Raw genomic sequence first — 13,463 nt, forward strand, 5'->3', positions numbered from 1 at the left:
CCAAGAAAATTTCTATAAAGCTCCGCAGGTTTTGCCTAGCGGAGCGGTTTCAAAATTCCATGGAGTTCGGAATGAGAAAACTTATCTATATCGAACGATTGTTTAATCGATTTGGTGATCTGCTCGGTTGGTTATCCAGCATTTTGTTCATCTTGTTACTTGTGAATGTTGTTTACGATGTAGTGATGCGATACGCGTTTAATGACGTATCTATTGCTTTCCAAGAAATGGAGTGGCATCTGTTTTCAGCCGTATTCTTACTGGGGGTCCCTTACGCTATTAAAGCCGGAGGGCATGTCCGAGTTGATTTATTTTATGAACGCCTATCTAACAAAGCTCAAGCCATTATTGACCTTTTGGGTACTCTGATTTTTCTTCTGCCTTTTTGCCTATTGGTTGCGTGGTATGGAATTGATTTTGCGAAAGAAAGCTACTTGCTTGGCGAGACTTCTGGAGATCCCGGTGGTTTACCTTATCGGTGGATCATTAAAGCAATGATCCCTTTGTCATTTTTCTTTATGGCGGTAAGTGGTGTGGGTTTGCTGTTGCATTCATTGAACAAGATTTTTAATCCTCACCTGTTGCACAGCTACACGCAAGATAAACGATAGGAGCGAGTTATGATTGGTATAGTTATGTTTTTTGTCGCTCTATTTGCCTTGCTTTTAGGGTTTCCGGTCGCGTTTACTTTTGGTGGTATTGCCTTGATCTTCGGCGTTTGGGCTGAAGGTATGGATATGTTTGCCTTTATGCCATATCGAATTCAATCGATTATGGAAAATACCGTTTTGATGGCGGTCCCATTGTTTGTGTTCATGGGGTTGGTGTTACAAAAAACTCGTTTGGCTGAGCAGTTACTTGAGTCGATGGGTAAATTGTTTGGTGGCGTGCATGGTGGTATTGCCATTTCAACCGTATTGGTCGGTGCGCTACTTGCGGCTTCAACTGGCGTTGTTGGAGCGTCTGTTGTCGCTATGGGTCTTATTTCGTTGCCAGTGATGCTTAAATATAACTACGATAAGGGACTTGCATGCGGAACCATTTGTGCGTCGGGTACACTTGGACAAATTATTCCTCCCTCAATTGTCCTAATTTTATTAGGTGATGTTCTTGGTGTTCCGGTTGGGGACTTGTTTCAAGCGGCAATCGGGCCGGGTTTCGTGCTTGTAGGTGCATTCGTCATCTATATCTTAATTTACGCGAAATTAAATCCTGAAGCGGCTCAGCCGATTGAACGTGATGAATCGGTGAGTCGTCAAAAAGAAATCTTCGATGCATTAAAAGCGGTTATTCCGCCATTGGCTCTTATTGTTATTGTTTTAGGCTCTATTTTTGCCGGTGTGGCAACGCCAACAGAATCGGCTGCACTTGGTGGGGCAGGCGCAATCGTATTAGCCATACTTTACAAGCAGTTCAGTTGGCTTATGGTTTACGATGCGGCTAAAGAAACAGTGAAGGTGACCGCAATGGTGTTTGCTATCTTGCTCGGAGCTACAGCGTTTTCGATGGCGTTTACCTATACCGGTGGTGACTACTTGGTCGAAGAGTGGATGCTACAAATTCCTGGAGATAAATGGGGTTTCCTTCTCATCACTATGTTGGTTATTTTGATCCTTGGCTTCTTCATTGATTTCGTCGAAATATGCTTCATTATCGTACCAATTTTGGCTCCAGTAGCGGAGCTAATGGGTATCAATATGACATGGTTTGCGATATTGGTAGCAATGAATCTACAAACCTCATTTTTGACGCCACCGTTTGGTTTTAGTTTATTTTATCTTAAAGGGGTTGCACCAAAAGGAGTAACAACGAGAGATATATACCGAGGTGTGATGCCGTTTATTGCCATTCAAATCTTGGTGCTGGCATCCATACTGGTTTTCCCTGGATTTTATGGAATGTGATCCCTAGATTTCAGAAACCCTCAGACACCTGTTAGAGTACAACTGCTTACCAATTTTGGTAGGCAGTTTTTCTTTGTACTAAGTCTTTGGTATATCAGCATTTGTATATCGATAGCGTCGTACTTACGTGAAACTGCATTTGTGGTTGTAATCCCGCACAAAGTGAATAGCTATCACGAGGAAATGGAATGCCTCTTAAAGCAAAATTAATGTTATTGAGCCTGCTACCTCTATTGCTGGTGGTCGCGAGCACCAGTTGGATCTCTATTTATCAGACCAAAACGTTGGGTGAAAAAGAAGTGGAGATTTTTCGGTCAAGTCTGATTAACTCAAAAGAGTCGGCACTGAAAGATAGCGTTGACCTTGCTTTTGATGCGATAGGCCATGTCTACAATGATCCCAACCAAAACGAAGCGGCCGCTAAAAAAGAAGTTAAAGCCATTATTAGTAAACTTCGATATGGAAAAGACGGCTATTTCTTTGTCTATGATGAACAAGGTACCAACCTCGTTCATCCCATCATGCCAGAATTAATTGGCCAAAATTTACTTCACATACAAGATGAAAACGGCGACCATTTAATTGAAGCTCTACTGTATCAAGCTCGATCTGGTGGCGGTTTTCACCAATATTTATGGAAAAAACCCTCAACCGATGAAACCGTGCTGAAGCTTAGTTATGCTGCGTGGCTAGATAAGTGGGGCTGGATGATAGGGACGGGTTTATACATCGAAGACGTCAGCAAAGAAGTCGCAAAGTTACAATTAGAAGTGAAAAATAACATCGAAACCACATTCTTCTCATTAAGCGTCATCGTACTTGTGACCGTGGCGGTGATCATTGTGTTAGCGTTAGCCGTCAATTTACATGAACATCGCATCGCAGACCGTAGCTTGAAAGAGTTAGCACATAAAACGGTTATGTTTCAAGAGGATGAAAAGAAGCACCTTGCTCGAGAATTACACGATGGCATCAATCAGTTATTAGTTTCTAGTAAATGTCATTTGGAACTACTTGGTGGAAAACTCGAAGATGAAGAACTGAAACAACATTTTTCTAAATCGCAGCAGTCATTGTTAACGGCAATTAATGAAGTTCGCCATATATCCCATAAACTACGTCCCAGCGCCCTTGATGATATTGGTTTACAAGCGGCACTGAACAGTCTTTTGCAAGATTTTAAGGCGCACTCTGGTGTTGAAGTTGAAATGTCTCTCAGTACTCAACAAGGGAAACTGCAATCGGAAGTTGCGACCACCTTGTATCGCGTTGCTCAAGAATCTTTGAACAACATAGAGAAACATGCACAAGCGCACCGAGTTTCAGTGATTTTGCAGCAAATGGGGAATATGCTGCAATTAATAATTCGTGATGATGGTGTCGGCTTTGATGCCGCGAGTACGCTACGTCAAAATGGAATTGGGTTGCGGAACATGCGAGAGCGAGTTGAATTTATTGGAGGCGATTTTGAGCTATCCAGTGAGCCAGGGTTTGGGACGGAAATTACCGTATTATTAGAGTTGGATGGATTAGTTTATGGATAAACCAATCAAAGTGGTGATCGTCGATGATCATCAAGTTGTCTTGGATGGCTTTATCGCGCGACTTCAGTTGGAAGATGGCATTGACGTTGTTGGAACAGCAAGTAATGGCTTGGAGGCTGTTGACGCGGCGAAACAACTGCGACCCGATGTTGTTTTGATGGACATTAGCATGCCATTGATGAATGGCATTGATGCAACACGACTGATTAAAGAAGAGTTACCACAAATCAAAGTGTTAATGCTGACTATGCACGACAGCCGAGAGTACATCATGAACGTGATGCAAGCAGGTGCCGTCGGTTACATGCTTAAAGAAATCTCAGCAGAGAAAATGGTGCAGGCGATTAAGACGGTTAATCAAGGATCGACTTATTTTTGTGAATCGGTGACTCAAACCCTATTTTCTCAAGAAGTGATTCCAGCGGCACAAAAACCGAACCCACTGAGCCGCCGTGAAGCTGCAGTGTTGAAGCTAGTAGCACAAGGGCACAGCAGTAAAAAAATTGCGGTATTACTAAATATCAGTTATCGAACGGTCGAGACGCACAGACAAAATATTAAACACAAACTCGATTTACACAGTACCGCAGAACTTGCCAAGTATGCTTTAGAGCAAGGCGTAGTGGATTCATAGTGAATGATGAAAGCTGCGAATGTAAGTAATGTAAGCAAATACGCACTTGAGGGAAAGCAGTGTTAACCTAGATGTATGTTCGATCAGGAATCAATTAACATGACGTACCCAGTAAATAATTATCAAGAGTATCACGCTCACATTTATTTCGACGCTGAAAGCCAAGATTATGCATTTTCACTGCGTGAGCAAGTAGCCGAAAAGTTTCAATTGGCAGTGGGTTCGTTTAATACCAAGTTGGTTGGCCCGCATTTAATGTGGAGCTTTTCTATTACTTTTAGCCATCAGGAGTTTGATGCATTGATCGAATGGCTGGAAAGTGTGCGTAAGCAACATTCAGTGTTGGTTCACGCATTGACGGGGGACGATCTGCGTGACCATACCGATCTTGCGTATTGGCTTGGCGACCCCGTGCCTCTAAAAATCAGCTTATTTGAATGAAGCGATTTAAGTTAACAAAAAAGGAGAGCATTAGGCTCTCCTTTTTAAATGGCTGATTTAATATCTAAAAGAATAGAGGGCAGCCGAGAATTAAGTCATGAAACTAGCGAGGTTCGTTGTCGTTTCGCTTGTGTTTTGGTACGTAATTTAAAATCGAAACAGGGATTGGTTTCTTTGGTTCGAAGCCTTCGACTTCACGGCGTTCAATTAGATGGCCAAGACGACTTTCGATCATGCATAGATTCTTAAAGTTGTCTCTCGATACAAACGAGATTGCTTCACCGCTTGCGCTTGCTCGGCCAGTACGACCAATACGGTGTACATATTCATCCGCTGGGAATGGTAAGTCATAGTTCACTACGCGAGACAGATTTTCGATATCGATACCACGAGCACCAACGCCAGTAGCGATTAGGTACTTGATTTTACCGACTTTAAAATCTTCGAGTAGCTGCGCACGAATCGCTTGGCTACGGCCACTATGGAATGCTTCTGCTTCAATACCGCGTTTTTCTAACTGAGAAGCCAGTTTTGCTGCGCCATGTTTTGTTTCAATGAAGATCAGTGCTTGATCCCAATCATTGGTTTGAATCAAGTGGCTCAATAGTGATGACTTCATGTCTTTATCGACAGAAATTAACCACTGTTCAATGTTTGCCTTTGATGCTGAATTAGCAGCAATAGAGATTTCGTAAGGGTTATGAACCGCTGTTTTTGCGAGATCTCGAACTTTGTTTGACAACGTAGCAGAGAAGAGCAAGTTTTGAACATCTTGAGGTAAACGAGAAATGATTTTATTGATATCTTCAATAAAGCCCATATCCAGCATACGGTCAGCTTCGTCTAAAACTAAAAATTCAACTTCTTCGAAATAAACAGCATGTTGGCCATATAGATCGAGCAAACGACCCGGAGTAGCAACTAAAAGGTCAACGCCGTTAATCAGTTTTTCTTTCTGCGGTTTGTCATCCACACCACCAAAAACAGCAAGAGATGTTAAGCCAATATCTTTACCGTAGCGAGCCGCATTATCAGCAACTTGGAGTGCTAGTTCACGTGTCGGTACAAGAACCAGGGCGCGAATACGCTTTTTACGCTGAGTTTCACTTGTACGCAGCTTCTCCAAAATAGGTAAAACGAAGCCGGCTGTTTTACCAGTACCGGTTTGTGCCGCAGCGATTAAGTCTTGGCCCTGAAGGATGACAGGAATCGCTTGGCTTTGAATGTTGGTTGGTTTGACGTAACCCAGTTCAGTTACGGTATTCACCAGCGTATCGCTGAGCCCTAATTTGGAAAATGACATGTAGTGTCTCTATGCATGGAATCAATGGAACTTAGAGTGATTCTAAGTGAAGCCGCGCATTCTATCACGTTTGAATTCAAATCGATGGTGAAATTTAAACTGGTTAAATACACAGTATTCATTGATCTATTGGTTATGAGGTGTATACTGGTTATAAATACAGTCATCGAGAGGGTGGAAGTATGTTGTGGGATACTATTGAACGAGTAAACCAGTTGCGTAAAGCAGCACAAAATAATCCAGACTATATACAGTCAGCAAAAGCGCATGCGAAAGCATTGCATGATATGGAACATAACGAACAGGCTGCAAAGAAACGGGCTCGTAAAGTTCAGCTTAAAGCAAAACGATTGTCGGATATTTATCAGCAGGTCGAATTTGGGGCAAACCCAACCGGTACCGAACATTAATCATAATGTTTCCTCTTAAACGTTGAAAAAAAAGAGCAACTAGTTGCTCTTTTTTGTATTTTCTACTTTAGTGTTTTATATCTCTTGTCGCAGTTTCATCAATTTAGCCTCGGTATTTTATTTCTGTACGACAATTGAAAGATTTGTTGCATTGGTTTTTCAATCAAGTTGTATTTTTTGATAAAAAACAAAAGTGACAGTGCGTTACGTAAATTGTTTGCCAATTATTATCCTCAGCATCTCCCCTTATGCTTACAACAAGCGTACTATCCGCAATCCGAATTTTTACTCTCAGCGAAACTTTATCTATATGGATAACAAACTCGGCCTTGCTTCTCTCACTGCAATTGTCATTGGTTCAATGATCGGTGCGGGTGTATTTAGTCTTCCTCAAAATATGGCATCGGTTGCTAGTCCAGCGGCGGTCATGATCGGTTGGAGTATTACCGGCGTTGGCATGATTTTCCTTGCATTAGCATTTCAGAAATTGTCGTTTCATCGCCCACATGTGGATTCAGGTGTTTTTGGCTATGCAAAAGATGGCTTTGGTGATTTTGTAGGCTTTTGTTCAGCTTGGGGATATTGGTTTAGTGCAATGCTGGCAAATGTCTCTTACTTGGTGATCGTATTTGGCACACTAGGTATGCTGTTTGATACGCCAGACAACATTATTTTTGGTCACGGAAATACATGGGTATCCATTATGGGGGCGTCATGCTTACTTTGGATGGTCCATGCTTTGGTTTTAAAAGGTGTTCAAACTGCCGCATTGATTAACATGGTGACCACTTATGCAAAGCTTGTACCTTTGCTAATTTTCGTTGTGGCTGCCTTATTCGCGTTTAATTATGACATGTTTATGTTCGATTTTACGGGCATTCATTTTGGCCCCGAGCATGATCTGTTGTCACAGGTAAAAAGTACCATGCTGGTTACCGTGTGGGTATTTATTGGTATCGAAGGTGCCGTTGTTGTCTCGAGTCGTGCGCGTCATCGTAAAGACATTGGTCGAGCAACCATTTTAGGCCTGATGACAGCATTGTCTTTGTATGTGTTTGTTTCTCTGTTATCGATGGGTATTATTAAACCCACGGAATTAGCCACCATTGCGAACCCTTCAATGGCACAGGTACTCACCGTCGTTCTCGGCCCGTGGGGACAATACATCGTAGCCATTGGCTTGCTGATTTCAGTTGGTGGTGCATTCTTAAGTTGGACCGTTCTTGCGTCTGAAGCGCCTTACCTGTGTGCTAAAGAGAAGATCTTCCCATCTTATTATGGCAAGGTAAACCAGGCTGGCAGCCCTGTTCGTTCACTTCAATTGACTAATGTTTCAATTCAAGTATCGCTGATTCTCGTCATGTTTGCGGGCAGTACTTACGATACGTTGCTGATCATTGCCTCAGAAATGATCCTAGTCCCTTATTTTTTAATTGGTGCGTTTGTACTGCAACTAGCGATTAAAGAAAAACGTTATGACAGCATGTTGCTGATTGGCTTAGGGGCGACAGTTTATGGGGCATGGTTACTGTATGCATCAGGCCTAAGTCATTTATTGCTTTCAGCGATGTTGTATCTACCGGGGCTTTATTTTTATGTGCGAGCAAAACGTGAATACGGTGCGACTTTGTTTACCGGCAAAGAAAAAGTGGGTGCGATTCTGCTAGCGATCACAGCATTCATTGCTGCTTATATGATGTGGCAAGGGGTGTTGAATATCTCGTTTTAATCACGTTATTCAATACATTGTGTTTTTGATAGTAATCGATATGAATATTATTCAAAGCAAATAAAAAATCCGATGCCATTGGTGGTATCGGATTTTTTTATGTAGCAAGTATTTAAATTTAAGAAAAATGAAGGGTTAACCGTGTTTGAAAGTGCGTTTGGTAAACCAACCTTCAAGAATGGTAAATAGTAGACCACCCCATATTAAGCTAAAGCTGACCAACTTCACGTTATCGAACGCTTCGGCAAAGAAAAATACCGCAAGTAAAAATTGCAAAGATGGTTCTATGTACTGCATTAATGCGACCATCGACATCGTCGTATGACGAATTGCGATCGAATAGAAGACTAATGGTAGTAATGTGATTGGTGCAGCACCGACATACAACGCAAATGTCTTCCAATCGACTGAAAGAGCCAGTTTGCCCATTGTTATGTCTTTAAAAAATAGATAACCAAGGGCAATAGGGGCGAGCGTTAGAGCTTCGACATATAAGCAGGTAGCCCAATCGTATTTGATTTTTTTCTTACACCATCCATAGAGTGTAAAGAAAATAGCCATACTTAGCGCAACGTATGGAACTTCGCCATATTGATACACTTGGTAGCTAAGTCCAAGTGAAGCGAGTGTGAAGGCAATTCGTTTACCAAGAGAGAGTTTTTCCCCTAATACGAGAACACCAAGCGCAGCCATCGTTAATGGGCTAATAAAGAAACCTAAGCTCGCATCAATAACTCGCCCACTGGTCATTGCCCAAGTAAAGGCAGTCCATGATACGCACATTAATACGCCAGCAAGCATCGCAAGCCATAGAGATCGCGTATCAGCCAGTATCGCGGCTATATTGGGTGGACGGCGGTGTATGGCAAAAATGATCAGCGCTGCAAACGGAACAGACGCAACTATTCGCATGGAGAGAAGTTCATCCATCGCAGCATTAGGTAAAAATTGATAATAGAGTGGAAGAATGCCCCAAAGTAAAAAGGAGAAAGCTGCCATTCTGTTACCAAAGCGAGACTCGCTCATGGTGTGCTCATTAGAGTGTATTAGAAAGGCGAGATTTTAGTCTCAAATTAGAGAAAGTAAAGTGATTCGTATCGCGAAATCTCATTTCATGATGCGAAGTTAAATTATTGATTTTACGGGTTTATTTCCTCTGATTAATAAGTTTTTAAAATGAGACTAGGAGTAGAGTGAGCTAAAGTTTTGTTTTATCGAGCCGATGCTTATAATATTATTCGTAAACGCTTGAAATCTACCAAGCAAAAGTGAGCAAAGAAAGGAATCTGATCATGGTTGATTTTGAACAAAAGCGGAAATATTACCGATTAAGGTACCCCAAACGTGCAATGCCAAGTATTCGTTTTGAAGAAAATCTATATCAAGTGACGGAAGTCTCTGAAAAAGGCATTCGAATTATGATGAAGAACCTTGTTTCTCTTTATAAAGGTTTAAGTATGACAGGTACGTTGAACCTTCATGACGAAAGGGAAGTGACAGTAAAAGGCTCTATTCTTCGTTTCGATAAAGAAGAAGTGATTGTGATACTCGATAAAGGTCCATCATTTAAACATATGGTTGAAGAGCAACGCCATATCCGCAATAAATATCCATCTTATTTTGCTCGTTTGAGAACTCAAGCAGCTTAGATGTTGGAATTTAGATATTTGAATTAGATATTTCAAATCTATTTATTCTTAAATGGGACAAGGTAGGGCGGTTTAGTTGAGGTTTCTCGATGTCGATATGCAGGAATTCTTATCGATGTAAAAGTGTGAATACCAATGATAACAAATTGCCATAAAACAATATTTCAGTAGGCCAGAAACGGTGAAACCCCAAAGGTGGTAAGTCTCTGGGGGCTCTAATTTTTTAGATGTCTCGGTTGGTAATTCCGATAATCTGATATGCAAAAGTTTGGATTTTATCCAACTAATTCCTTGGTAGGAAATTAGATGCGGATGAAGTCCATGTGCTCAACTTTTGGCTTGAACGCGTGACGTTGAACGTCTTGCGGTTTAACCTGAACTTCAGCACCATCGATAACTAGAACGATACCTTCGTAGAACGCAGGCTTGTCCATTTGGTTAACGATGTCATCGTGGTTAAGAACGATTGATACTGGAGCTGCCTCACCACCGTAAACGATAGCAGGGAATTTACCAGCGTGACGTAGGCGGCGGCTCGCACCTTTACCTGTCTCAGTACGTACTACTGCTTCAAATTTCATAGTATTACTCTCTAAAATAGAAATATGATTGTATGACACCAATGCGACCTTGTTGTCATGTTAAACACTTTTCAGGTATTACCTTCTAAGTGAGCGCGGATACTATCATTCTCTTTTAAGTAGAGCAATAGGTACTCGTGCTATCTGCTTGTTTCCTGTACGTGAACGGCCATTCTTATCATTTCGCATCGTCATTGCAGCAAAAATTCCCATTGTTATATTCACACTGACTATACCCATAATCACGGTTTAGCTAGCCAATCGAAAGTCAGCAAGGTTTCACTACCTGTGACCATAGATTCTAGAATAGGTATGCAATGCCATAAAAATGAACCGATTGTGAATAAATTTCTCACGATTGATTAACTATAAGGTACGTAAAGTCTGCATTAACAAGAACAAACCGATTGTTCAATATCATTATTGTTAATGGAGAAACCTTATGGACGCAGTAAGCATTATTGTTATTACTTTAAATGAAGAAAAACGTATTGGACGTTTAATGGAAGATTTGAGCAAACAAACGCACAAGGAATTTGAAGTTATCCTAGTTGATTCAAACAGTGACGATGCCACGTGTGAAGTTGCCCAAGCTTTTGAAGAATCTTTACCTCATCTTGTTGTGCATAAAATGGATACTCGAGGTGTGAGTTTAGGTCGAAATACTGGTGCGGCGCTGGCAAAGCACGAACGCCTGCTGTTTTTAGACGCTGATGTGAGACTTGAACGTAACTTTCTTGCTAAAGCACTTTCTGAACTTGAAGATCGTCAACTTGAGGTTGCTGGCGTCTACATGGGAGCGGCAGGGCTACCTTTGGTGCATAAATTAGGTTATGGGTTGTTTAACCTTGGGTTGTTTGTCACACAATTTGTTTTTCCAACAGCGGTAGGAGCTTGTATTTTCTCAACCCGACGCGTACATCAACAACTGGGTGGATTTGATCAGGAAATCGTTCTTTGTGAAGATTGCGATTACGTTAAACGAGCTAGTAAAACATGGCGTTTTCGTTTCTTGAAACTGACGTTTGGTTTTGATCCTCGCCGCCTTGATCAAGATGGTGTATTCAAAATGGGCACCACTTATTTAAAAGCAAATGTACGACGCTTTTTCTTCGGTGAAATGCGTAATAATGAAATGGAATACAAATTCGGCCATTACCAATAAAGTTATTTACTGATAATACAAAGGTAAGTCGTTATGTATGACAGTATCTCGTTATTTGTTGGCGCTCTGTTGGATGGGGTGATTGGCCCCAACCTTTTTGTACCGGGAGAGCCATTTTTCATCGCCGCAGGTTATCAAGCGCATCAAGGTATTTGGACCGGGGTTGTCGCTGTGTTGTTGGGCGGCTTATTGGGTGATCAGTGCAGTTATTGGATAGGTCGTCGCGTTGGAAAGTCGGCCCAGCGCAAGCTTATAATTTGGCAACCAAAGACTCGTCGACCAATTGCTCGTTGTCGTCGTTTACTGTTTAAAAAGGCGAATTACGTCTTGCTGTTTGCTCGACTGCTTGGTCCTGTAGCTTGGGTTGTTCCTTTTATTGCTGGAACGCACCAAATTCAGTGGCGTCGTTTCTCTTTCTTTTCAACGATTGGACTTTTATTAGGGGCTTCACAATTTATATTTTGGGGCTACCTGCTCAGTTACGGGATAGACAATTTTCCTTGGCTTCAAGAAGTCATCATCTTTGTTCGAGAGCATGTTTATACCATAGTGGCTGTGGCATCAAGTATGGCCTTTCTTTACGTAGGGTACCGATTACGCTGGCGAAAGATGGCCGCTAAATTTTGCTTAGTACTACTGGGTTCAATGTTACTAACCAACTATGGACACTTCTTTTGGCTATCTGACGATTTTGCGACTCAAGAAGATCATCGACTATTGAGTAATGAGTTCATAGTCCCATCTCAAATCGACTTTAAAGTTTACCCTGGAAAATCATCGATATTTGATGCTCAAGCTGTCAACATTGTCTATGTGGGAACGAACCCTCGAGGTTTGATGCAGCATTTAGGTTGGATTGAAAATCAGACATTTTCACGCAATGATATCGAATGGCAAGATTACATTCAGTTATTGAAAAACAACACACCACCTGTTTCCGACCTGTTTTGGAATAATCAGCCCCAGCAAATGGCATTTCAACTTCCCGGAGATTTGATTCGTCGTAGTCATATACGATGGTGGTTAGCTGGCACCGATCAAGAGAGCAATCAGCCATTGTGGATCGGGGCAATCAGCTATGATGATGGCCTACAACTGACGCCGTACTCGGGTATTGTCACCGTACTGCACAGTATCGATCCTAATGTCGATTCTGAACGAGACCGATTTGCGCGACAAGTTCTGATGGCAATGTCACCAAATCAAGTGAGTTATCAGCCACTGCTAGATCCGATAGAAAAAGATGAAGAACATGATTATTTTACTGATGGCCATATTCTCGTGATTAAAAACGTAGAGGTTTAATCTGGAGTGAGAGGGAGCGATCTGTGCAGTGCATAGATTTATCGTATCCCGATATAAAAAGTGGCTTTGCTAGGCGCTTTATAAGGTATCCGATAAATAGGTATCAGTCTCGGATACCTTGGACTACAATGTGCCAATTGAAAACATTGTAGATATCAATGACTATAAAAGTTAAAAATATTACCGAGCCAGAAGTTACGTGCTCGAACTGCCAAGCTTGTTGCTGCCGATTAGAAGTCATGATTCTTACTGATACAGGTGTTCCAGAAGAACATATTTTGGTTGACAAATGGGGCGGAGAAACAATGCTTCGCCTTGATGATGGTTGGTGTTCTGCTCTCGATCGTGAAACGTATATGTGCTCGATATACGAGCTTAGACCTTGGATTTGTAGAGAGTTTGAAATGGGCTCTTATGAATGTCAGGATGAACGTGATGAGTGTTTAGGTCCGTCAAGTCCGAAGTGATGTTCTTATTATACAGATGGTTATTCAATATCCAGACAGCAATAGTCAGGCAACATGACTCTGTCTGTTAAGCAAAGCATTTTGTCGGCGAAGTATCGTATTCGCTTGGCTAAGCAAAGTTATCTATGGGCATGTTATCTACGGGTAGCTCGATTATAGACAATAAAAAACCGCAGTTATTTTCTTAATGCCACTCGCTTAAGAGCGAGTGGCATTTTTATCTCTAGAGCGTGAGGGGTATTTTTGCGCTTTTTTTAGCACAGCTCTGGGGTAAGGCTTTCTTTTTCTCTTTTTAGGAAGTATTAGCCGTTTGCCATTGTCCCTCAACTCT

General features: G+C 41.7%; 14 protein-coding genes. 11 read left to right on the forward strand and 3 right to left on the reverse strand.

All coding sequences use genetic code 11. The features are described from left to right. The first annotated feature begins 71 nt into the window (after window positions 1-71). From DZ860_RS17830 to DZ860_RS17850, 5 genes are all read left to right on the forward strand, one after another. Window positions 72-611, forward strand: coding sequence for a TRAP transporter small permease subunit (locus DZ860_RS17830; RefSeq protein WP_120034002.1), 540 nt, complete (start codon window positions 72-74; stop codon window positions 609-611). A gap of 9 nt (window positions 612-620) precedes the next feature. Beyond that, complete coding sequence (locus tag DZ860_RS17835; protein WP_120034004.1) at window positions 621-1,904, forward strand: TRAP transporter large permease; 1,284 nt, start codon at window positions 621-623, stop codon at window positions 1,902-1,904. Window positions 1,905-2,092: 188 nt separating this feature from the next. Then, a complete protein-coding gene (locus DZ860_RS17840; RefSeq protein ID WP_120034006.1) occupies window positions 2,093-3,448 on the forward strand; it encodes a cache domain-containing protein in 1,356 nt (451 codons plus the stop codon). Then, window positions 3,441-4,082, forward strand: coding sequence for a response regulator transcription factor (locus DZ860_RS17845; protein ID WP_120034007.1), 642 nt, complete (start codon window positions 3,441-3,443; stop codon window positions 4,080-4,082). Before DZ860_RS17840 ends, DZ860_RS17845 begins: the two co-directional genes overlap by 8 nt. 99 nt (window positions 4,083-4,181) lie before the next feature. Further along, window positions 4,182-4,523, forward strand: a complete 342-nt coding sequence (locus tag DZ860_RS17850) for a DOPA 4,5-dioxygenase family protein (RefSeq protein WP_120034009.1) — start codon at window positions 4,182-4,184, stop codon at window positions 4,521-4,523. Window positions 4,524-4,626: 103 nt separating this feature from the next. Here DZ860_RS17850 and DZ860_RS17855 read toward each other — a convergent pair whose 3' ends face one another. Then, window positions 4,627-5,826 (reverse strand): DEAD/DEAH box helicase, encoded by a 1,200-nt coding sequence (locus tag DZ860_RS17855; RefSeq protein WP_120034011.1) that lies wholly within the window; start codon window positions 5,824-5,826, stop codon window positions 4,627-4,629. Window positions 5,827-6,008: 182 nt separating this feature from the next. Between DZ860_RS17855 and DZ860_RS17860 the strand changes: the two genes are divergently transcribed. Both DZ860_RS17860 and DZ860_RS17865 read left to right on the forward strand, forming a co-directional pair. Then, window positions 6,009-6,236: a hypothetical protein gene (locus DZ860_RS17860; protein WP_120034013.1), complete on the forward strand. Its 228-nt coding sequence runs from the start codon at window positions 6,009-6,011 to the stop codon at window positions 6,234-6,236. A 310-nt stretch (window positions 6,237-6,546) separates the two neighbouring features. Beyond that, complete coding sequence (locus DZ860_RS17865) at window positions 6,547-7,965, forward strand: basic amino acid/polyamine antiporter (RefSeq protein ID WP_120034015.1); 1,419 nt, start codon at window positions 6,547-6,549, stop codon at window positions 7,963-7,965. Window positions 7,966-8,100: 135 nt separating this feature from the next. Here DZ860_RS17865 and rarD read toward each other — a convergent pair whose 3' ends face one another. Beyond that, entirely contained in the window at window positions 8,101-8,991 is an 891-nt protein-coding gene (gene rarD, locus DZ860_RS17870) for an EamA family transporter RarD (protein ID WP_120034017.1), read from the reverse strand. Between the two features lie 266 nt (window positions 8,992-9,257). On the opposite strand from rarD, the gene DZ860_RS17875 reads away from it, so the two are divergent. Then, window positions 9,258-9,614 (forward strand): PilZ domain-containing protein, encoded by a 357-nt coding sequence (locus DZ860_RS17875; protein WP_120034018.1) that lies wholly within the window; start codon window positions 9,258-9,260, stop codon window positions 9,612-9,614. A 302-nt stretch (window positions 9,615-9,916) separates the two neighbouring features. Here the strand turns inward: DZ860_RS17875 and rplY are convergent, their stop codons facing one another. Further along, a complete protein-coding gene (rplY, locus tag DZ860_RS17880) occupies window positions 9,917-10,195 on the reverse strand; it encodes a 50S ribosomal protein L25 (protein WP_120034020.1) in 279 nt (92 codons plus the stop codon). A gap of 442 nt (window positions 10,196-10,637) precedes the next feature. Between rplY and DZ860_RS17885 the strand changes: the two genes are divergently transcribed. The 3 genes from DZ860_RS17885 (at window position 10,638) to DZ860_RS17895 (ending at window position 13,132) form a co-directional block, all read left to right on the forward strand. Next, entirely contained in the window at window positions 10,638-11,360 is a 723-nt protein-coding gene (locus DZ860_RS17885; protein WP_120034022.1) for a glycosyltransferase, read from the forward strand. Between the two features lie 33 nt (window positions 11,361-11,393). After that, a complete protein-coding gene (locus DZ860_RS17890) occupies window positions 11,394-12,665 on the forward strand; it encodes an LssY C-terminal domain-containing protein (RefSeq protein WP_120034024.1) in 1,272 nt (423 codons plus the stop codon). A gap of 158 nt (window positions 12,666-12,823) precedes the next feature. Then, the gene (locus tag DZ860_RS17895; RefSeq protein WP_120034026.1) at window positions 12,824-13,132 is read left to right on the forward strand and encodes a YkgJ family cysteine cluster protein; all 309 of its coding nucleotides are present in this window, start codon (window positions 12,824-12,826) and stop codon (window positions 13,130-13,132) included. The last annotated feature ends 331 nt before the right edge of the window (window positions 13,133-13,463 follow it).

The sequence above is a fragment of the Vibrio sinensis genome, from assembly GCF_003605645.1.
Taxonomy (GTDB): Bacteria; Pseudomonadota; Gammaproteobacteria; order Enterobacterales; family Vibrionaceae; genus Vibrio; species Vibrio sinensis.

Bases quoted from the DNA above. Each gene is read 5' to 3' on its own strand.
- DZ860_RS17890 (WP_120034024.1), top strand. From the start codon at position 11,394: ATGTATGACAGTATCTCGTTATTTGTTGGCGCTCTGTTGGATGGGGTG.
- DZ860_RS17895 (WP_120034026.1), top strand. From the start codon at position 12,824: ATGACTATAAAAGTTAAAAATATTACCGAGCCAGAAGTTACGTGCTCG.
- rplY (WP_120034020.1), bottom strand. From the start codon at position 10,195: ATGAAATTTGAAGCAGTAGTACGTACTGAGACAGGTAAAGGTGCGAGC.
- rarD (WP_120034017.1), bottom strand. From the start codon at position 8,991: ATGAGCGAGTCTCGCTTTGGTAACAGAATGGCAGCTTTCTCCTTTTTA.
- DZ860_RS17860 (WP_120034013.1), top strand. From the start codon at position 6,009: ATGTTGTGGGATACTATTGAACGAGTAAACCAGTTGCGTAAAGCAGCA.
- DZ860_RS17855 (WP_120034011.1), bottom strand. From the start codon at position 5,826: ATGTCATTTTCCAAATTAGGGCTCAGCGATACGCTGGTGAATACCGTA.
- DZ860_RS17835 (WP_120034004.1), top strand. From the start codon at position 621: ATGATTGGTATAGTTATGTTTTTTGTCGCTCTATTTGCCTTGCTTTTA.
- DZ860_RS17850 (WP_120034009.1), top strand. From the start codon at position 4,182: ATGACGTACCCAGTAAATAATTATCAAGAGTATCACGCTCACATTTAT.
- DZ860_RS17840 (WP_120034006.1), top strand. From the start codon at position 2,093: ATGCCTCTTAAAGCAAAATTAATGTTATTGAGCCTGCTACCTCTATTG.
- DZ860_RS17845 (WP_120034007.1), top strand. From the start codon at position 3,441: ATGGATAAACCAATCAAAGTGGTGATCGTCGATGATCATCAAGTTGTC.
- DZ860_RS17830 (WP_120034002.1), top strand. From the start codon at position 72: ATGAGAAAACTTATCTATATCGAACGATTGTTTAATCGATTTGGTGAT.
- DZ860_RS17875 (WP_120034018.1), top strand. From the start codon at position 9,258: ATGGTTGATTTTGAACAAAAGCGGAAATATTACCGATTAAGGTACCCC.
- DZ860_RS17885 (WP_120034022.1), top strand. From the start codon at position 10,638: ATGGACGCAGTAAGCATTATTGTTATTACTTTAAATGAAGAAAAACGT.
- DZ860_RS17865 (WP_120034015.1), top strand. From the start codon at position 6,547: ATGGATAACAAACTCGGCCTTGCTTCTCTCACTGCAATTGTCATTGGT.